General features: G+C 43.2%; 21 protein-coding genes. 5 read left to right on the forward strand and 16 right to left on the reverse strand.

Annotation, left to right across the window (positions count from 1 at the left end; translation table 11 throughout):
• Positions 1–75: 75 nt before the first annotated feature.
• From holA to B1s21160_RS04140, 4 genes are read right to left on the reverse strand one after another with little or no spacing between them, the layout of a single operon-like run.
• Entirely contained in the window at positions 76–1,020 is a 945-nt protein-coding gene (gene holA, locus B1s21160_RS04125) for a DNA polymerase III subunit delta (protein ID WP_095672513.1), read from the reverse strand.
• On the reverse strand, positions 1,011–3,197 hold the full coding sequence (locus B1s21160_RS04130) for a DNA internalization-related competence protein ComEC/Rec2 (protein WP_223297929.1): 2,187 nt from the start codon (positions 3,195–3,197) through the stop codon (positions 1,011–1,013). The genes holA and B1s21160_RS04130 overlap by 10 nt, the downstream gene beginning before the upstream one ends.
• A gap of 59 nt (positions 3,198–3,256) precedes the next feature.
• Entirely contained in the window at positions 3,257–3,838 is a 582-nt protein-coding gene (locus B1s21160_RS04135) for a ComEA family DNA-binding protein (protein ID WP_095672515.1), read from the reverse strand.
• Positions 3,839–3,897: 59 nt separating this feature from the next.
• Positions 3,898–4,152 carry a hypothetical protein gene (locus B1s21160_RS04140; protein ID WP_041887783.1) on the reverse strand — a complete coding sequence of 85 codons (255 nt, stop codon included), beginning with the start codon at positions 4,150–4,152 and terminating at the stop codon, positions 3,898–3,900.
• A 73-nt stretch (positions 4,153–4,225) separates the two neighbouring features.
• Between B1s21160_RS04140 and B1s21160_RS04145 the strand changes: the two genes are divergently transcribed.
• The 5 genes from B1s21160_RS04145 to B1s21160_RS04165 are packed head-to-tail and all read left to right on the forward strand — an operon-like array spanning position 4,226 to position 8,935.
• The gene (locus B1s21160_RS04145) at positions 4,226–5,383 is read left to right on the forward strand and encodes an NAD(P)/FAD-dependent oxidoreductase (protein WP_095672516.1); all 1,158 of its coding nucleotides are present in this window, start codon (positions 4,226–4,228) and stop codon (positions 5,381–5,383) included.
• Positions 5,370–5,636, forward strand: a complete 267-nt coding sequence (locus B1s21160_RS04150; protein ID WP_095672517.1) for a (2Fe-2S)-binding protein — start codon at positions 5,370–5,372, stop codon at positions 5,634–5,636. The genes B1s21160_RS04145 and B1s21160_RS04150 overlap by 14 nt, the downstream gene beginning before the upstream one ends.
• A complete protein-coding gene (locus B1s21160_RS04155; RefSeq protein ID WP_095672518.1) occupies positions 5,629–7,014 on the forward strand; it encodes an FAD/NAD(P)-dependent oxidoreductase in 1,386 nt (461 codons plus the stop codon). Before B1s21160_RS04150 ends, B1s21160_RS04155 begins: the two co-directional genes overlap by 8 nt.
• A 9-nt stretch (positions 7,015–7,023) precedes the next feature.
• A complete protein-coding gene (locus tag B1s21160_RS04160) occupies positions 7,024–7,926 on the forward strand; it encodes a dihydrodipicolinate synthase family protein (RefSeq protein ID WP_041887778.1) in 903 nt (300 codons plus the stop codon).
• A gap of 4 nt (positions 7,927–7,930) precedes the next feature.
• Entirely contained in the window at positions 7,931–8,935 is a 1,005-nt protein-coding gene (locus B1s21160_RS04165; protein WP_095672519.1) for a proline racemase family protein, read from the forward strand.
• Here the strand turns inward: B1s21160_RS04165 and hflX are convergent.
• The 12 genes from hflX to rimO form a co-directional block, all read right to left on the reverse strand.
• Positions 8,932–10,386, reverse strand: coding sequence for a GTPase HflX (gene hflX / locus B1s21160_RS04170; RefSeq protein ID WP_095672520.1), 1,455 nt, complete (start codon positions 10,384–10,386; stop codon positions 8,932–8,934). The genes B1s21160_RS04165 and hflX overlap by 4 nt on opposite strands.
• On the reverse strand, positions 10,383–11,177 hold the full coding sequence (gene dapF / locus B1s21160_RS04175) for a diaminopimelate epimerase (RefSeq protein WP_041887772.1): 795 nt from the start codon (positions 11,175–11,177) through the stop codon (positions 10,383–10,385). The genes hflX and dapF overlap by 4 nt, the downstream gene beginning before the upstream one ends.
• Positions 11,177–12,079 (reverse strand): tRNA (adenosine(37)-N6)-dimethylallyltransferase MiaA, encoded by a 903-nt coding sequence (gene miaA, locus B1s21160_RS04180; protein WP_095672521.1) that lies wholly within the window; start codon positions 12,077–12,079, stop codon positions 11,177–11,179. The genes dapF and miaA overlap by 1 nt, the downstream gene beginning before the upstream one ends.
• 4 nt (positions 12,080–12,083) lie before the next feature.
• Complete coding sequence (gene miaB, locus B1s21160_RS04185) at positions 12,084–13,520, reverse strand: tRNA (N6-isopentenyl adenosine(37)-C2)-methylthiotransferase MiaB (protein ID WP_095672522.1); 1,437 nt, start codon at positions 13,518–13,520, stop codon at positions 12,084–12,086.
• Positions 13,521–13,537: 17 nt separating this feature from the next.
• Positions 13,538–14,026, reverse strand: coding sequence for a regulatory protein RecX (locus B1s21160_RS04190; protein WP_223297930.1), 489 nt, complete (start codon positions 14,024–14,026; stop codon positions 13,538–13,540).
• A 23-nt stretch (positions 14,027–14,049) separates the two neighbouring features.
• Positions 14,050–15,144 carry a recombinase RecA gene (recA, locus tag B1s21160_RS04195; protein ID WP_095672911.1) on the reverse strand — a complete coding sequence of 365 codons (1,095 nt, stop codon included), beginning with the start codon at positions 15,142–15,144 and terminating at the stop codon, positions 14,050–14,052.
• Between the two features lie 204 nt (positions 15,145–15,348).
• Complete coding sequence (locus B1s21160_RS04200; protein ID WP_095672523.1) at positions 15,349–15,540, reverse strand: DUF3046 domain-containing protein; 192 nt, start codon at positions 15,538–15,540, stop codon at positions 15,349–15,351.
• Positions 15,541–15,543: 3 nt separating this feature from the next.
• A complete protein-coding gene (locus B1s21160_RS04205) occupies positions 15,544–16,080 on the reverse strand; it encodes a TetR/AcrR family transcriptional regulator (RefSeq protein WP_095672524.1) in 537 nt (178 codons plus the stop codon).
• Between the two features lies 1 nt (position 16,081).
• Complete coding sequence (locus B1s21160_RS04210) at positions 16,082–16,366, reverse strand: helix-turn-helix domain-containing protein (RefSeq protein ID WP_041887767.1); 285 nt, start codon at positions 16,364–16,366, stop codon at positions 16,082–16,084.
• Positions 16,363–16,839 carry a CinA family protein gene (locus B1s21160_RS04215; RefSeq protein ID WP_095672525.1) on the reverse strand — a complete coding sequence of 159 codons (477 nt, stop codon included), beginning with the start codon at positions 16,837–16,839 and terminating at the stop codon, positions 16,363–16,365. Before B1s21160_RS04215 ends, B1s21160_RS04210 begins: the two co-directional genes overlap by 4 nt.
• Positions 16,836–17,378 (reverse strand): CDP-diacylglycerol--glycerol-3-phosphate 3-phosphatidyltransferase, encoded by a 543-nt coding sequence (gene pgsA, locus B1s21160_RS04220; RefSeq protein WP_095672526.1) that lies wholly within the window; start codon positions 17,376–17,378, stop codon positions 16,836–16,838. Before pgsA ends, B1s21160_RS04215 begins: the two co-directional genes overlap by 4 nt.
• Positions 17,375–18,784 (reverse strand): 30S ribosomal protein S12 methylthiotransferase RimO, encoded by a 1,410-nt coding sequence (rimO, locus tag B1s21160_RS04225; protein ID WP_095672527.1) that lies wholly within the window; start codon positions 18,782–18,784, stop codon positions 17,375–17,377. Before rimO ends, pgsA begins: the two co-directional genes overlap by 4 nt.
• Positions 18,785–18,827: the final 43 nt, after the last annotated feature.

Raw genomic sequence — 18,827 nt, forward strand, 5'->3', positions numbered from 1 at the left:
CAATTATATTAAATACACATTTAATAAGAACGGAAGGGTATCAGCGCAGGGCCATTACGCTCAAACTGAGCCTGATTACTTACTGCCTTTGGCAGCACAAACCGTCATTATCGCCCTCTCAAGGGCGTATTTTGGATCTGCCGCGGCACCTTTAATATCAGCGTCAGCACCTGCAATTGCTATCACCGCTCTTGCCATTGCATTCTCACTCCAACCAATTAATTGCCTACGGGCTTTATCAATCTGCCAAGGTGGCAACGCCAAAGTTTGCGCCAACTCATAGGATTTAACACTGCGAGATTCACCAGATACTTTTGCAAGCGTGCGAAACGAAGCGGCTAAGGCGCTCACAATCAAAACTGGGTCAGTGCCAGTAGCAAGGGCATTTCTTAAATTAATTATGGCGATAGCTGTATTTCCGTCAAGGGCTGCATCTGCAACATCAAAACCAGTACTTTCAACCCGACCTTGCTGATAGGCGGTGACATCATCTTCATCAATTATCTTCTGAAGCGCCACATCACTTGCCAACTGCGTACAAGCTCCACCTAGCTCGCGCAGATCACTTCCGAGTGAATCAATTAATGCCTGAACTGCAGCTGGGGTTATTTTCCTGCCTAATCGCTTAAACTCTGAGCGAACAAATTCTGATTTTTCACTCTCTTTTTTTATCGCTTCAGCCGAAACAATCTGAGCGCCAGCTTTTTTTATTTTATCAACCAAGGCTTTGCCCTTGACGCCACCTTTGTGCCAAAGGACAAGAGTTACTGACTCATCTTGATTTTCAAGATAATCGATTATTTCATCACCACAATCAGAGTCTAAATCTTGAATCTCTTTGATTACTACAATTCTTTGGTCTCCAAAAAGTGAGGGTGCTAAGGCATCGGTAATGAAGCCAATTTCAATATCCTCAATTGAAATATTAGTAACTTGTGCTGCTGAATTTTCAGCGATTACTTCCGCCACAGCCCGATCAGCGAGCAAACCCTCTGCGCCTTGGATTAAAACTAACCCCACCTAATTTGCCACCATTCTTTTCCAGTAACCCTGATCTTATTAGGTGTGGCAAGTGAAATCCCACCAGAATGATCTGTGCGCCAGACTTGGATTCCCCTGCGCTGCATTTGATCAATGAATTGCCCAGATGGATGCCCATAAGAGTTGTTAATACCAACGCTGATAATCGCAACCTTTGGCATCAGTTGATCCAGCATGGGCAAATATTGGTATGCAGAGCCATGATGCGAAACTTTTAAGTAATCAACTTTTTTCAGATAACCCGAGTTAGTAATCGCCTCTTGAGCTGCCGGTTCAATGTCTCCACCAGCAAAGAGTGAGAACTTATTTGTTTTAATTATTACTGAAACACTGGAGTTGTTAGCAGCAGAGCCATCACCTGGTAGCACCGGCATTGCATCCAGGCTTGATGCCGGCCAAACAACAAATATCTGAGCACCAAAATCTGGGAGCAAATACTCTTCTCCTTGGTTTACCACCTTCACATTTAACCCAGTCAATTGCGCCATCGTAGATTTGTATGAGCCGGCTGGCTCTGAAAGATTTGAAATCCAAACCTGCCCCACCTTTCTATTTTTCAACACCGCCGATACTCCACCGACATGATCAGCATGAAAATGAGTAAGAATTAAAAGTGGAATGGATTTAATACCTAACCTTCGCAAGCAGCGATCAATTTTGATCGGCTCTGGACCCACATCTACCAATATTGCATTCGCGCTGCCAAGGTTTATTACCAAAGCATCACCTTGCCCGACATCGCAATTTACTACCTGCCAACCTTTTCCTGGCCACATTTGTGCTGAGAAAATAACCTGACCAATAAATATGATGAGAATTAGTGCAGTGATCTGTGGCCGCCTTTTGATAACTGCAATAAGTGCTAATAAGAATAGGCAGAGAAATACTCCACTTTGATTAAAAGAAATAATCGGTACATCTGCCATTAGGTTGCTAACAAATACAATCCAGCTAGCAAAAGGTGTAGCTATGGCAAACAAGAGTTGGGCTACTGCCGTTGAAAATGGCGAAAACATCGCAGATATAAAGCCAAGTACAGTGATGGGTGCAATTACCGGTGCCACTAAAATGTTTGCAGGCACTGTCACAAGTGATAGCTGCCCAGATAGCAGCACAATAATCGGTAAACAAAATACTGTTGCACTTACCGGAATAGAAATTCCTTGAGCAATCCATTCGGTACTTACATACCGAGCTAGTTTCTGCTCAATTACTGGTGAAAGTAACAAGATCCCAGCAGTAGCTAGAACTGACAGCACAAAGCCAGGGTCGATAGATTGCAATGGATCTAGCAAAATCAATAAAGTTATCGCAGCTGCAAGTGATGGTATACCTAATGATTTATTACCAAAAAATTTAGCAAGCAGCACCACCGCCGTCATTACCGCTGCTCGCAACACCGATGGAGTTGGCCTGACTAGAAATATGAAGAGCAGAAGGATGAGGAATACAAGTTGCAGTCGGTGCTTCAAGTTTCTAACCACAAATTGCAACAGCCAGAACAAAAAAGAGGCGACAAGTGCAAAGTTAGCACCGCTAACTGCCGTTAAATGAGAAAGCCCGACTCGACGCATCTGCTCAGTAAAGACCTCACTTTGCAAGGATGTGTCACCTATAACTAATCCTGGGATCAAAGCACCTACTGAAGTTTTTGGGGCTAGATTTCTAAAATCTTTTCTTATCTCTGAGGTTAACTGAAATAGTCGCTTAGGTTGTTTAATGATTGTAATCTCACCGCTTGCAATTACTAAAGCTGCCACTTTTCGCTCCTTAGTTTTCACTACCTTTACTTTCATCGATACCATTTGATCAATTTGCAGCTTATTTTTTGTATCAAATTTGAGTCTTAAAGGAAGATCTATCCCTGCGCCATCAATCCTGGTCACCTTGAATAAGCAGCTATATTGGCTATTAGACCTAAAAGAGCCATTGACCTTTCCTGATTTAAAAACTGGATCACTATGGATAACACCTTCAACAGATACCGAACTGCCAATTTTGCTTTGAATTAGTTGATTATTAAGTGCTGCCTGTCGAAAACCAACAACAGTAATACCGACAATTGCCGCAACCAAGAGAATTGCGATTGATTTACTTCGATAAATAAGCAGAAGCACGAACAAAAAAATTAGCGATACTGCTTTAATATTTGGCAATAAGTTAGTCACTGCGGCGCTGCACCAAAGTGTGCAGCTGATTACTAGTAATCGATAATCTATGAAACTCGTAGCAAAATTTTGATCTCTTCGAATTTGGAACCGCCTAATCCAGATATTTTCTTTAACTCATCTAAGGCATTAATCCGTCCGACCTTGCTGCGATAATCAATAATTCGCCCAGCAGTTACTGGTCCAATTCCGGGTAAAGTGTCTAATTGAGCCAATGTCGCTCGATTGATATCAAGTGGATTATCAGGTGAGATTTTTTTTACCACCGCCTTACCTGATGAATACTTCACCCCACCAACTAAGATCTGCTCGCCATCAACTAAGGTTCTAGCTAGATTTATATCGCTGATATCAACACCTTTAAGTTGATCACCAGCTGCTTTGATCGCATCAATCACCCTAGATCCTGGCGGTAATTGATAGACACCTGGATTTCTCACTTTGCCCGCAACATTTATTATTAGATCAGCGGGCGCTACTGGTGCAACCATGGGAACTACCTCTTGAATTGCAATACTTTCTGCTTGCGGACGAGAGTTCAGGAAATAGAAACCAGCGAGCCCAATTGTAAGTGCAAAGATAATTAATACTCCTTTTTTTTGTTCAGTATTAATATTGAAATCAAACATAAGCCAATCAAACCTGATTAGGAGTTGATTTATTTAACAGTTGCAAAAATTGTGGAAAACTAAATTTCTTTTTGTAGATCAAGTGGATACTTAATCTTTTTTAATCTCTTTTCAAAAGCACGGGCTGTAACTACATCCTTCAAAAATTGAGGAGTTTGATAAAGCTTAATTGGCCGATTTTTTACTAAAAACAAAAGGATTAATGACCAAAATCCAAATAGGTAGGCGATCAAGGCCCAACGGATTAATCCCCTACCTTTTGCCCAGGCAATAAAGAGGACAACTGGAATTGATATTAGGTTTATTGTGTACACGCTGCTCCTTTTCTTTGGTGAGGTTACCCACTACTAATAGTTAAACACGGGGTACTGACAGTAGATTTGTGTCATGAAAAACCCTGATGCCATCGTGATTGGCGCCGGAGTAGTTGGCGCCTGCTCCGCTTTATCCCTTACAAATGCCGGACTCAGAGTTCTAGTCATTGATCGTGGTCCAGTTGCCAGTGGTACTACCGGGGCTGGTGAAGGAAATATCTTGGTCTCAGATAAGGAACCAAGCGCTGAATTAACCTTGGCAGTTCGATCTCGCGACGCTTGGTTTGAGTTAAATACAGATATTGGTGGAGGGTTTGAACTTGAACCAAAAGGTGGAGTGGTGGTTTCACGTAGTGAAAAAGGTATCGCAAGCCTAAAAAAACTATCGCAGATACAAAAAACAAGTGGAATTGAAGTTGTTGAATTAGATGCAGCTGAAGTCAGAAAGATTGAGCCATTTATTTCATCATCAGTTGAGTATGCCGTTCTCTATCCAGGTGATGCTCAATGCCAACCAATGCTGGCTGCTGCACAAATTATGCGTGCGGTGAGAAAACGTGGTGGTCAGTTTATCCAAGGTGAAAATGTTAAATCAATCAATATTTCATCAGGCAAAGTGGTTGGATTAAAAACTGACAAAAATAATTACTCTTGCCCAATTATCATTAATGCGACTGGAACATGGGCTGGTGAGATCGCAACGATGGCCGGTTCCTATCTGCCAATAATGCCTAGGCGAGGATTTATCCTGGTGACCTCTCCAGTCCCAAAAATTGTCCACCATAAGGTTTATGACGCCGATTATGTCGCAAATGTTGCAAGCAGTGATGCTGATCTGCAATCTTCGGCAGTAGTTGAAGGAACTGAAAGTGGAACGATTTTGATTGGTGCCTCTCGCGAGCGAGTAGGTTTCAAATCAGATCTTGATGTTGCAGTTCTGCGCCAATTAGCAAGACAGGCGATATCTCTCTTTCCAATTCTTTCAAACATGCTATTTCTACGTGCCTATCGGGGATTTAGACCCTATGCACCAGATCATCTGCCAGTAATTGGCGAAGATGCAAATGTGGCGGGGTTGTGGCATGCAGCAGGTCATGAAGGAGCAGGAATTGGTTTAGCACCAGCAACTGGTGAGTTAATTACTGCCCAAATTACTGGTAATAAAACCTTTATGGATCCCACACCATTTTCGCCTAAACGGTTTAAGGAAAGTGTTCATGTCGCAATCTGATCTTCAGTTTACATTTGATGACCAAATTATCTCTGCAAAAAGTGGTCAATCAGTTGGCGCTGCCTTACTTGCCGCAGATGTGCGTAAACTTCGAACCACAAGATTTGACCAAAATTCCCGTGGAGTTTTTTGCGGTATCGGAGTTTGTTTTGACTGTTTGGTCGTAATCGATGGCATTACAAACCAGCGGGCTTGCATCGTTGAGGTAAAACCAGGAATGAAAGTTCAAACGCAGGTGGGCTCAAATGCATAATGTCGTAATTATTGGCGCCGGGCCTGCAGGTTTAAGTGCTGCACTATCTGCAGCTGCAGCCGGTGCGCCAGTTTTATTGCTAGACAATAATCCTAGATTAGGTGGGCAGTACTGGCGGACATTTACTGAAGATACTGATCGTGAGCGATCTCAGCACTTTGATTTAGATACAGGATTAATTTTAATGAATGCTGTTAAAGCTCGCAAAGATATAGAGGTCTGGTCGGGAGCACAGATTTGGAGTGCTTCTCATCAGCAGGGTGTAAATACCTTAAGAGTTATTTATCAAGGTATTGAAAAGATTATTAATACCAAGAATCTAGTGATTTGTACCGGTGCATATGATCGCACCTTGCCATTTCCAGGGTGGGATATTCCAGGAGTTATGACACCTGGTGGGGTTCAGTCACTCTTAAAAGGGCATGGGGTGCTTGCTGGTAAAAAAGTTGTAGTTGCGGGCAGTGGCCCATTTTTATTGCCGGTAGCAGCAGGTGTAATCAAATCTGGTGGAACAGTTCTTGAATTACTTGAAGCCAATAAATCCCGTCGTTGGTTACTTTCACCGTTAACATTGCTTGAAAATATCTCAAAAATTAAAGAAGCTTTCTACTATATAAAAATCATCAGTGAAGGCAAGCTCCGAGCCAGATTTGGCCAAGCTGTTGTTGCAGCCCACCGAGGAGATAATGGTGAGTTAAATTCAGTTGATATTGCAGTTATTAATCGGAATTTTAAAATAAAAAAGATTAGAAATGTTAAATGTGATGTGGCTGCAATTGGCTGGGGCTTTACCGCAGATACATCAATTGCCGGCGCCCTCGGATGTGAGCAGGTAATTGCTAAAGATGATGGCGTAGTAGTTTTAGTAAATGATGACCAGCAAACTTCGATCACAGGAGTATTCGCTGCTGGTGAAATAACTGGTATTGGCGGATCTGAACTTTCGATGGCAGAGGGAGTAATTGCTGGGCTGGCAGCGGCAAAGTATGTAGGTTGTAATGTAAATATATTAAAAGCCCACCGCAAACGCCGAGCCAAGAAACAAAGATTTGCCGACGCATTGATCAAGTCATACCCAGTCAAATCGGGCTGGAAATCTTGGCTTAATGATCAAACAGTCATATGTCGATGCGAAGAGGTTGACTTATCGGATTTGAAACATGCAATCAAAGAGTTAGGGGCTACTGATTCACGAACTGCAAAATTACTAACAAGATGCGGAATGGGACTGTGCCAGGGCAGAGTATGTGGTAGATCAGTTGTTGATTTAGTTGCTGATGAAATCAAAATCTCACCTACTGATACCGACAGAATATCTGCGGTGAATAGGCCAATTATTTCTCCAATTCCACTTGGCGTATTAGCAGCGGGTGAATAAGATTTATCTATGACAACTTCAAAGCCATGGCATGGAGTTTTAACCGCAACAGCGCTCCCCTTCAAAGCTGACCTTTCAATTGATTACGATAAATATGCTGAGCACATTAAATGGCAAGCGGCCAACGGAGTACATGGTGCGATTCCAAATGGCTCACTTGGCGAGTACCAGGTATTAACGCCAGAGGAGCGAACCAAAGTATTAAAAACCGCACTTGATGCCGCGCCGGCTGGCTTCAATGTTGTTCCAGGTGTCGCCGCTTATGGAGCGAGTGAATCGCGAAGATGGACTGAGCAGGCAGCGCAAATGGGCGCAAAATGCGTAATGCTCTTGCCGCCAACCGCCTATCGAGCAAATGATGAAGAGATCATCGCTCACTACAAAGAGGTGAGCAAGGTTGGATTACCAATAATTGCATATAACAATCCTTTTGATACCAAGGTTGATTTAACTCCACAACTAGTTGGCAGAATCGCCGAAGCTGCTGAAAATGTGGTTGCAATTAAAGAGTTTTCAGGAGATGTGCGCAGAGTTTGGCAACTGCATCACTACGCTCCCCGAATTGAAGTATTAGTAGGTGCTGATGATGTTCTACTTGAGTTATCAACTGGTGGTGTAGTTGGTTGGATTGCTGGATTTCCCAACGCACTACCAAAAGAGTCAGTTGAACTTTATAATCTTTGTTTAGCTGGAAAGTACGCTGAGGCAAAGCCAATTTATGCAGCAGTGCATAATTTATTTCATTGGGATAGTAGAAAAGAGTTTATAGTAGCAATCAAAGTAGCCATGGATGCCGTAGGTCGCTATGGAGGACCAACCAGATTGCCTCGTCTGCCATTGCCAGCAGCAGATTTAGCACAACTAAACAAGGACATAAAACAAGTATTAGATTTCTATAAAAATAGAAAGTAATTCATTGAAAAATTCTTTGCGCACCGTTACGACGGTTGAATCGCATACTGAGGGTATGCCAACTAGGGTAGTAACTAGTGGTATTGATGAAATTCCTGGAAAAACAATGTTTGAAAAACGTTTGTATTTTATGCAGCATATGGATCACCTGCGCCAGTGGTTAATGTATGAACCAAGGGGTCACCCGGCAATGAGCGGTGCAATTCTGCAAAAACCAACTAGATCAGATGCTGACTGGGGGGTGGTATTTATCGAGGTGTCAGGGTGTTTACCAATGTGTGGGCATGGAACTATTGGAGTTGCCACAGTTTTAGTTGAGAAGAGATTAGTGCAGGTAAATGAGCCAATTACAACTGTTCGGCTAGACACCCCTGCTGGCTTAGTAGTTGTTGATGTGCAAGTAAAAAATGGCAAAGCTGAAAAGGTCACTTTGACCAATGTGCCTTCGTTTTCATATCAAATTGACCAAATTGTTGATGTCCCTGGTTTTGGAAAAATTAAATACGATATGGCTTTCGGTGGAAATTTTTATGCCATCATTCCGGTCGACCGAATTGGAATTGAATTTAAACATGAAAATGGCGATAAGTTTCTCGCCGCTGGCTTGGCGGTAAGTGATGCAATAAATCAGCAAAATAGGCCTGTACATCCTGAAAATGCCGATATTGCAGTGTGCCACCATATTGATTTTATTTCACCAGGTAAAAATCCACTGCACTGGAAAAATGCCATGGCAATTCATCCTGGCTGGTTTGATAGATCTCCATGTGGAACTGGAACTAGTGCCAGACTGGCACAAATGGTTGCTCGAAATGAATTTAAAGATTCGGATGTTCTAATTAATGAGTCTTGGATTGGCTCACAATTTGAAGGCAGAGTTAAAGAACATACAACTGTTGGTGGACTACCAGCAATTGTTCCTACCGTAACTGGTAGGGCTTGGGTAATGGGCGAAGCGACTTGGATGCTAGATCCGACAGATCCGTTTCCAAATGGTTTTATAGTTTAAGAATTAACCACTAGCATCTCAATTTTTCTAGCTAATGCTCCCCCAACCATTGCATGTATTTTTGTTCCTTCTGGTAGATACTCTTCGGAAATAATCTCACCTTGTTCATGAATTAAACTCACCAAATCTCCCCGATCAAATGGAATAACTGCATTGATTTCAACTTTTGGCTTAGGCAAGTGAGATTCAATGGCTTTAGTTAAAGCCGGAACTCCATAGCCAGTTCTAGCTGAAATCGCGTAAGCATTACTCTCTTTTCGCAACAGCTCCATCAACACCTCAGGAGCTGCAATATCTGCTTTATTGACAGCAATAATCTCCATAATTTCACCGCCACCAATCTCGTTGATGACTTCACGCACCGCTCTTATTTGTTCAAATGGATCTGGGTGTGAACCATCTACCACATGCACGATTAAATCTGATTGTGAGACCTCTTCAAGTGTTGATTTAAATGCCTCTACTAACTGATGCGGCAGATGGCGAACAAATCCAACGGTATCGGTGTAGGTATAAATACGTCCATCTTCACTTTGTGTCTTTCTGACAGTGGGATCTAAGGTTGCAAATAGCGCATTTTCAACAAGTACATCTGAACCAGTTAATCTATTTAATAAGGAGGATTTGCCAGCATTTGTGTAGCCAGCAATAGCCACCGATGGGATATTTTTTCTTCTTCGCTCATTTCGCTTGGTATCACGCGAGGTTTTCATATCCTTAATATCACGCCGCAGTTTCGCCATTTTGTCATTAATTCTTCGACGATCAGTTTCAATCTTTGTTTCACCAGGGCCTCGTCCACCGATACCTCCTGCTTGGCGTGACAAAGATTCACCCCAACCACGAAGTCTTGGCAACATATAAGACATCTGTGCCAGCTCAACTTGGGCTTTACCTTCTCTGCTTTTTGCATGCTGCGCAAAAATATCCAAAATTAACGCAGTGCGATCAATAACTTTGACCTTTACTTTTTGTTCTAAAGTTCTAAGTTGTGCCGGTGATAACTCCCCATCGCAAACCACTGTATCTGCCCCAGTCGCAACAACTGCTTGCCTAACCTCTGCTACTTTTCCAGATCCAATGAAGGTGGCAGCATCAGGCTTATCTCTTCGTTGAATTAGCGCCTCCATTACCTGCGAGCCAGCAGTCTCTGCCAACGCAGCCAACTCTTTAATTGAATTATCGGCATCTTTTGATGTTCCCTCAGTCCAGACACCAACTAGTACAACTTTTTCAAGGCGTAATTGCCGGTACTCAGCATCCGAGACATCCTGTAATTCTGTAGACAATCCACTGACTCGCCGGAGTGCTTGCCGATCCTGTAAATCTTGATTACTACTTTGTGGAGAATCTGCTAACTCGTAATCAGCAACAGCTTGAGCGTTTTCTCGAATTAAAGTGTCAATATCAATCTCTAAACCATCACCATTACCAATTCCTTTATCACTCACAAATACTTATCCAATTCAATCTCTTTAATCAACTGCGCCGGGCCGGTTAAAGTTGCATTGCTATGACCATCAATTTCAACAAATAAGCGCCCACCTGGTGGGTTAATCTCCCACTTAATTGGTAGTGATTTTCCGTTTTTGATAGTAGCTGCAAGTGCCACTGCGCAAGTTCCGGTACCACAAGATTGCGTCTCACCCACTCCGCGCTCATGCACCCGCATTTGAATTTTGTTACCTTCTAGGAATTTAACAAACTCAATATTTACACCCTCGGGATACTCGTCAGCGGGTGTAACGATTGGTGCTTGCCTCAAATCTCCAACTGAAGCTAAATCATCAACAAAAAACACAGCATGCGGATTTCCCATATCTATATTTAATCCAGTAAAAGTACTCCCATTAACAGATACAAAGACCTCTCCTGAAACCTGAGAAACTTGTCCCATATTTACTGAAATATCACCCGCCTCTGGCACTGACAAAAACTTTCGTCCGTCGCGAGTATTAATTGCATATATCCCACTGGGTTGGTGTCCGCGATCGGTTAAATATCGAGCCATCACCCGAATACCATTGCCGCACATCTCAGCCACTGAACCATCGGCGTTGGCATAATCCATAAACCAAGCACCATCTTTTTTTACTATCTTAATTAAGCCATCACTACCAACACCATTCTTACGATCACAAATACGTTTAATCTGCTCTGGCGTAAAAATAATTTCATCATTTTCATCAAAAACTAATACAAAATCATTATGCGTGCCATGACCGTAGGTGGCTTTTATCATTAATTAATACTAGCCAATACTTTTTCTAGCTGTACTTGCTTGGTTGCTGGTGCTAACCACTTAATTCGCTGATCTCGAGAAAACCAGGTTTCCTGCCTTCTGGCATAAGCACGAGTAACACGTTTTGTTTCAGTCTTTGCAAAATCTTCATCACACTCACCATTTAAAAAACTCATAATCTGGCTGTAGCCAAGCGCCATTTTGGCGGTGGTTGCTTGGGCTAAACCCTGATTCATCAATTGTAAAACCTCGCGGGCAAATCCCTTCGCCCACATTGCCTCAACCCGCATATCAATTTTTTCATCCAGATTCACCCGATCAAGCACTAGACCAAACTGCTTGGCATTTGGATACTTACTACTTTCTTGCCTTGGCAGATTGGCGGTAAATGGTTTTCCAGTTAACTCAATCACCTCAAGTGCTCTGATAATCCGGCGAATATTCTCTTTTGGAATTGCAAGGGCTGCTGCTGGATCCAATTTTGATAATTTCTGATGCATCACATCATTGCCAACTTTTTCAGCTTCATCAGTAATTTGTTGACGAATTATTGGGTCAGTATCTGGAAAATTCAAATCATCTAATATCGATTTTATATACAAACCAGTACCACCAACAACCACCACATTTTTACCTGAGCTCACTAGATCATCGATTTTTTCTCTAGCTAAGTTTTGATACCAAGAAACATTAGCCTCATCTTTGATATCCAAAACATCAATTAGGTGATGGGGAACTCCTAAACGTTCTGCAATCGATAACTTTGCAGTTCCAATATCCATACCTTTGTATACCTGCATCGAATCAGCGTTGATAATCTCAGCATTTAGTTGCTGAGCTACTGCTACTGCTAAATCACTTTTTCCAGTTGCAGTTGCCCCGCAGATTATTACTAAACTCATCAAGCTATAAAGATTTCAGCGCAGCTAAGGTTGGAATTCCCAATAAAATCTTTTTATCACCTTTTTCAGCCATCCAAGTGGCATGTGCATCCCCACCCTTAGTTTTTTTCACATTAATTGGCGCCCCTGCAACAATGTGATTTGCAAAAGCTTGCACCACCTCAACTTCAACCAAATCACCTGCTCTGGCAGTTTGTGCTGAGTTATCAAAATGCGTCAATCTAAAATCTGCGCTGCGCCCGTTCATACGGTTTTGGTCAAGATCATGTCGCCCCTCATGCCCGGAAACAAGCAGTTCAATCCGCTTGCCAATTAACCGCTCATTCTCCTGCCTAGAAATTTCTTGTTGAATCTTATGCAACTGGTTATATCGATCAGCCATTACTTCATCTGGAATCTGATCAGGCATAGTGGCCGCCGGAGTTCCTGGTCGCTTTGAATACTGAAAAGTGTAGGCAGCAGAAAATCTGACTTGCTTAACCAAATCAATGGTTTGTGCAAAATCCTCATCACTTTCTCCTGGAAATCCAACAATTATGTCGGTGGTGATAGCTGCAGCGGGCATTGCTTTTCTCACCCGATCAATAATTCCGAAATACCTCTCCCGTCGATAAGACCTGCGCATAAGTTGTAAGACTTTGTCACTGCCTGATTGCAACGGCATATGAAGATGTGGCATAACATTTTTTGTCTGCGCCATTGCCTCAATTACATCATCGGTGAAATCTCTTGGATGAGGGGACATGAATCTAACTCGCTCTAAACCATCAACTTTTCCACACTCTTTAAGTAAGTTAGCAAAGGCTGATCGATCACCAAAATCAACTCCATAAGCATTAACATTTTGACCAAGTAAGGTAATCTCAATTACTCCTTGATCAACTAAGGAGTGCACCTCTTTCATAATCTGCGCCATTGGGCGATCTTTTTCAATTCCCCGTAGCTGTGGCACGATACAAAATGTGCAGGTGTTATTGCAGCCAACTGATACTGAAACCCAGGCCGAAAAAGCTGAATCACGCTTTACCGGCAGTGTGGATGGGAAATGTTCTAGGGACTCTTTGATCTCAACTTGAGATGCCTCTTCAATTCTTGCCCGCTCTAGCAATACTGGCAGAGAGCCTATGTTGTGAGTTCCAAAAACCACATCTACATAAGGGGCTCGTTTAATGATTGCATCTTGATCCTTTTGCGCCATGCAACCACCCACAGCAATTTGAAAGTTGGGATCACTTTTCTTACGAGGTGCTAAAAATGAGAGATTTCCGTAAAGTTTGTTATCTGCATTCTCTCTAACTGCGCAGGTATTAAAAACAACTAAGTCTGGTTGGGTATCAGCCAACGCTTGGGTGTAGCCAGCATCTAGTAGCAAACCCGCAATTCTCTCCGAATCATGGACATTCATCTGGCAACCGTAGGTTTCAACTACAAATGTAGGCATGCGCCTAATTCTACTTGCTAATTACCGTCAGTTAACTCCCGCATAATTTTTGCGCAGATGCCATGGCCATATCCTTTACGGGCCAAAAGCCCAGAGATCCTTCGATAGATCACCTCTGGATCTAAATGGCGGATACTGTTGTATTTTCGCTGCGCCAACAAAAATGCTTGGTGGTACTCAGTTTCATCATCAATACTTTCAATCACCTCATTAATCACATCCTGTGATACACCTTTTCCACGCAGCTCACCAGCAATCACCCGCTTACTTAGCTTCTTACTGCGTTGGCGAGACTCTGACCATAATTTGGCAAACTCAAGATCATTTAATAAACCCTGCAACTCCAGGGAATCTAAAACTGAGTTGGCAATCTCGCGGTCAATCCCACGTTTTAATAATTGCTTAAATAACTCATCCCTACTCTTTGCGCGAGGGGCAAGTGCGTATAACGCAATTGACATCGCCTCGGAGTAGGGATCAGCTACTACCTCTTGAGATTTTTTCAAGGTGTATTAATTGATTTTAAAGGTTAGAACTCAACATCAGCTGTTGCCTCATCAACCGCTGCAACTAGTGCAGGATCAACCTCGGCCGGCACATATGATGCGCGGATCTTCTTTTCAATCTCATTAGCAAGATCTGGATTATCAATTAAGAAAGCCCGGGCATTTTCTTTGCCCTGTCCTAGTTGATCACCCTCGTAGGTGAACCAAGCACCAGATTTCTTAACAATCTCAGCTTCAACACCAAGATCAATTAAGGATCCCTCACGGCTGATTCCAACACCATAAATGATGTCAAACTCTGCTTGCTTAAATGGTGGGGCAACCTTGTTTTTAACAATCTTGACTCGAGTTCTATTACCAACCGCCTCTTGGCCATCCTTTAAGGTTTCAATTCGACGAACATCCATCCGAATTGAGGCGTAGAACTTAAGTGCCTTTCCACCAGTTGTAGTTTCAGGTGAACCAAAGAAGACACCAATTTTATCGCGCAACTGATTGATAAATATGGCGGTGGTCTTTGATTGGTGAAGTGCACCAGTCATTTTGCGAAGTGCTTGTGACATCAGACGAGCTTGTAGGCCCATATGGGAGTCACCCATCTCGCCTTCAATTTCAGCTCTTGGTACTAAAGCAGCAACTGAGTCGACTACGACAATATCAATTGCTCCTGATCTAACCAACATATCCATAATTTCAAGTGCTTGTTCACCAGTATCTGGCTGAGAAACCAACAGCGCATCAATATCAACGCCAAGTTTCTTTGCATACTCTGGATCAAGGGCGTGCTCAGCATCAATAAATGCTGCAATACCACCAGCTTTTTGGGCATTAGCAATTGCATGCAAAGCCACTGTGGTTTTACCTGATGATTCTGGGCCATAGATCTCAACAACACGGCCTCGTGGTAAGCCACCAACGCCGAGTGCGATATCTAATGCAACTGAGCCAGTTGGAATAACCTCCATGGCAACAGCTTTGCGATCTCCCATTTTCATTATCGATCCTTTACCGAACTGACGCTCGATTTGGGCAAGGGCGGTATCTAGGGATTTAGCACGATCACTAGATCGTTTATCTTCTTTCTTATCATCTTGTGGTTCTCTATTTGCAGAGGCCATAGTTGATTTACTTCCTTTCATCTCCTTGACCAGCTCTAGGGATTTCAACTCCTAAGGCGAGGTCATATTGTTCGGTCCAGAAGGTACGGAAGCTCACTGACGGCTGGCACGAGGTGCCAGCGGAACTGTGGAACCGCTCTGGTTGGGCACGCTTATTGTATCGAACAACTGTTCGAAAGGATAAAACTCGGTTAGGACACGCCGTTATTTGTATTTCTCAGGCATCGAAGGGTTATGGCGAATAACCGCCCGCCAGATCTCATCTGGCTCCATACCAATCGCAATTGCATCATTAACACTGATTCCGCCCAGCTCGGAGTGGATGGTATCCCTGGCGTAGGTATCTGGATCTGGCAGGTACGCCGCCAATCGATTGCGCAGCTCGGAAATTCTCATCTTTTAATTAAAAAGTGAGGTAGCCAATCGCTTTGATTGGGCTAACGACTCTTCTTGGGTAATTGGTGAAGCGATCTGACCAATTAGCCACCTTAATATCAGGCCACAAGCAGCAGAGTCTGCGCCAAATATCTTTGCAATACTTTGATGGACCAGTAGCCAGGTGGGATGATCGGTAATGCTCACTAATTTTGCAACATCAGTCGGATCTGTTTCAACTAATCTGCGTAAGGCCAAATCTTGGCTAATTGAGATAGAAAGTATCTCCAGCGCCGCCTGCCTAGAGGGTGCTGCGAGCGCAGCTGCAGTGAGCCTTAGTACCTCAGATTCAACTAAACACTCCACCATCTCTGCCTTATCAGCAAATTGATTATAAATAGTTGCCTTTGATACCTGCGAGCGAAGTGCGATATCGGAAATATTTGATTGATAATTGCCGACCTCAGCAATTACTGATTTTGCGCCAGCAAAAATAGCGGCTCGAGATTTATTGCTTGTTGCAATTTGGCGGGCGTAATTAAGCGCCGGCTCGGCAGACAACTTAAGCTGCGGTCTCTACCACTTGCAAAGTCGAGATTGTTAATACTGGGGATTCGTGGGTTTTAACCACAGTGGCAACATCAACCAAGATTGTGGAAAGTGATAGATCAAGGGCTGAACAAATTGCATTTAATAACTCACTAGATGCCTCTTTGTGACCACGCTCAACCTCAGATAGATAACCAAGTGAGACTCGAGCACTCTTTGCAACATCGCGCAAAGTGCGATCTTGCTCAATTCGGGCAGCACGAAGTGCACTACCAATATGGGTTCGAAGAAGTATCACGGCTTAAGAGTACGCTCTAGGGCTGCCAATGCGCTATTAATAATGGCGTGGCGAATGGAATTGCGATCACCAGCCAAGGATAAAGCCACTGCAAAGGAGGTTTTTTTGCTGGCAAGGCCCACCCAGGCGGTTCCCACTTTTTGTCCATAAGCTGCCCCTGGTCCTGCTACGCCAGTAGTTGAGATCGCAAAATCCGATTTGAATTTCTTACAAGCTGCTTGCGCCATTGCAATCGCAACCTCCTCTGACACTGCGGTGTATCTCTTTAAATCAGATTTACTTACTCCTAATTGTGAAACCTTTAACTCATCGGAGTAAACAATAACTCCGCCCAGAAATACCTGGGAAGCACCAGCTACCTCAGTTAAGGCGCTTGCCAATCCGCCTGCGGTGACTGATTCAGCAACTGATAATGTGCTTTTACTTTTAGCCAATAACTTAATGACCGCTTTAGCCAATAATTGCTCACTCATTTTTTAAGAACTCGCCTAAAGTAATCCACCCCAGTTGCAATTGTTAGATAAATAGCAACCCCCATGAAGATATCTCGGGGAAGAAATAAACCCTCAGGCAACGGCAAAATATAAAAGCCTACCCCGAAGTTTTGAAAGAAGGTTTTTAGCTTTCCACCACGACTTGCCGGGATAACCCCAGCTTTGATTACTGCAAATCTTAGAACTGTTACCGCCACCTCACGGATTAAAAATATGCCAGTGACCCACCAAGATAGTAGACCCAACATCGATGCGCCTATGGTTGCAGTTGCTAGCATCGCTTTATCTGCAATTGGATCCAACAACTTACCAAATTCAGTAATTTGATTTCGATCCCTGGCAATTTTGCCATCTAATACGTCACTTAATCCCACAACAAAAAAGAGAGTAAAGGCGATAATTCGCCAATTAGCATCATCGCCACCACTTTTGAATAACGCATAAGCACAAATTGGCAGAGCAAGTATGCGAAGTATCGTGAGTGTGTTTGGCAGATTTGGCCGCGCAAGATTTATCATAAAACCTGCGCTATCAGATCAACCCCTGCCACATCACTAACCATGGCATCAACATACTCACCTACTAGAAACTTGTTACGGGATTTAATAAAAGTTGAACCATCTACATCAGGTCCTTGATGCTCAGCCCTACCCTCCTGCTCCGCCTCATCCTCAATCAGAACTGAAATCTTCTCACCGATTCGCATCTGGGCGCGTTCAGTAATTAACTCATCAACTATGGTTGATAACTCACTCACCCGTTCTTTAATTACCTCACCACTTATCTTATTTCCCAACTCCATTGCCTCTGTCTTATCCTCATCGGAGTAGCCAAAGACACCAATTGCATCTAATTGAGCGTTGGCTAAAAACTCCACCAACTCCATAAATTGCTGATCACTCTCCCCCGGAAATCCCACAATAAAATTAGATCTAATTCCAGCCTGCGGATTGAGCGCCCTAATTTGTGAAATTAATTGCAGAAATTTCTCACCATCACCAAATCGGCGCATGCTTCTTAGCAAATCTGCATTTGCATGTTGAAAGGATAGGTCGAAGTAAGGAACTACCTTTTCTACTGAAACCATTGCCTGCAGTAATGATGGCCTAACCTCTGCAGGTTGTAGATAAGACAAGCGGATCCGCTTAATTGCCGATATTTTTGATAGCTCAGGCAGCAACTTTTCCATCATCTTTAGATCACCAAAATCCTTGCCGTAGGAGGTGGTGTTCTCACTAACTAGATATAACTCTGAAACGCCATTATCTGCCAACCATTTGGCCTCTTCAATAATCTCATCTGGCTTGCGGGAAATAAATGAACCACGAAAGTAAGGGATGGCACAAAATGAGCATCTGCGATCACAACCACTGGCGATCTTCAATGGCGCAATGGGTGCATTATCTAGCCGCTTGCGCAGAACTGTGCCCAAAGGTTTTACATCTATATTTGATAGCTCTCGAGTATTAGCACGTTCGATCGGTGCTATTGGCAGTAAAGCTCTGCGATCTCTGGGGGTGTGCGTTTTTACCTTACCGCCCTCAATAATTGTATGTAATCTGGCAGAGATATCTTTGTAATCATCAAAGCTAAGAATTGCATCGGCCTCAGACATCTCACTTGCCAACTCAGTACCATACCTATCAGCCATACAACCAACTGCAACCACCGCCTTTGTCACCCCATTACTCTTAAGAGATGAAGCTTGAATTAATGCATCAATTGAGTCCTTCTTTGCATTTTCAATAAATCCACAGGTATTAATAACGGCGATCTCAGCCTTTGCTGGATCTGAAACCAATTGCCAGCCATCAGCAGCCAACCTGCCAGCTAACTCCTCAGAGTCAGTCTCATTACGGGCGCAACCCAAAGTAACCAACGCAACTGTGCGCAACTTTTTTTCATTGATTATTTTTGAACTCACTATGTACTAAGGATACCCTGCAGGGGTTGATGAAACTTCTAAC

It is taken from the genome of Candidatus Nanopelagicus hibericus (assembly GCF_002288005.1).
In the GTDB taxonomy this organism is placed as follows: Bacteria; Actinomycetota; Actinomycetes; order Nanopelagicales; family Nanopelagicaceae; genus Nanopelagicus; species Nanopelagicus hibericus.

Excerpts from the sequence above, each read along its gene's own strand:
- miaA (WP_095672521.1), bottom strand. The coding sequence starts at position 12,079 with ATGAGTTTAGTAATAATCTGCGGGGCAACTGCAACTGGAAAAAGTGAT.
- dapF (WP_041887772.1), bottom strand. The coding sequence starts at position 11,177 with ATGATAAAAGCCACCTACGGTCATGGCACGCATAATGATTTTGTATTA.
- B1s21160_RS04160 (WP_041887778.1), top strand. The coding sequence starts at position 7,024 with ATGACAACTTCAAAGCCATGGCATGGAGTTTTAACCGCAACAGCGCTC.
- pgsA (WP_095672526.1), bottom strand. The coding sequence starts at position 17,378 with ATGATAAATCTTGCGCGGCCAAATCTGCCAAACACACTCACGATACTT.
- B1s21160_RS04200 (WP_095672523.1), bottom strand. The coding sequence starts at position 15,540 with ATGAGAATTTCCGAGCTGCGCAATCGATTGGCGGCGTACCTGCCAGAT.
- B1s21160_RS04155 (WP_095672518.1), top strand. The coding sequence starts at position 5,629 with ATGCATAATGTCGTAATTATTGGCGCCGGGCCTGCAGGTTTAAGTGCT.
- B1s21160_RS04150 (WP_095672517.1), top strand. The coding sequence starts at position 5,370 with ATGTCGCAATCTGATCTTCAGTTTACATTTGATGACCAAATTATCTCT.
- miaB (WP_095672522.1), bottom strand. The coding sequence starts at position 13,520 with ATGCCTACATTTGTAGTTGAAACCTACGGTTGCCAGATGAATGTCCAT.
- B1s21160_RS04215 (WP_095672525.1), bottom strand. The coding sequence starts at position 16,839 with ATGAGTGAGCAATTATTGGCTAAAGCGGTCATTAAGTTATTGGCTAAA.
- recA (WP_095672911.1), bottom strand. The coding sequence starts at position 15,144 with ATGGCCTCTGCAAATAGAGAACCACAAGATGATAAGAAAGAAGATAAA.
- B1s21160_RS04145 (WP_095672516.1), top strand. The coding sequence starts at position 4,226 with ATGAAAAACCCTGATGCCATCGTGATTGGCGCCGGAGTAGTTGGCGCC.
- B1s21160_RS04135 (WP_095672515.1), bottom strand. The coding sequence starts at position 3,838 with ATGTTTGATTTCAATATTAATACTGAACAAAAAAAAGGAGTATTAATT.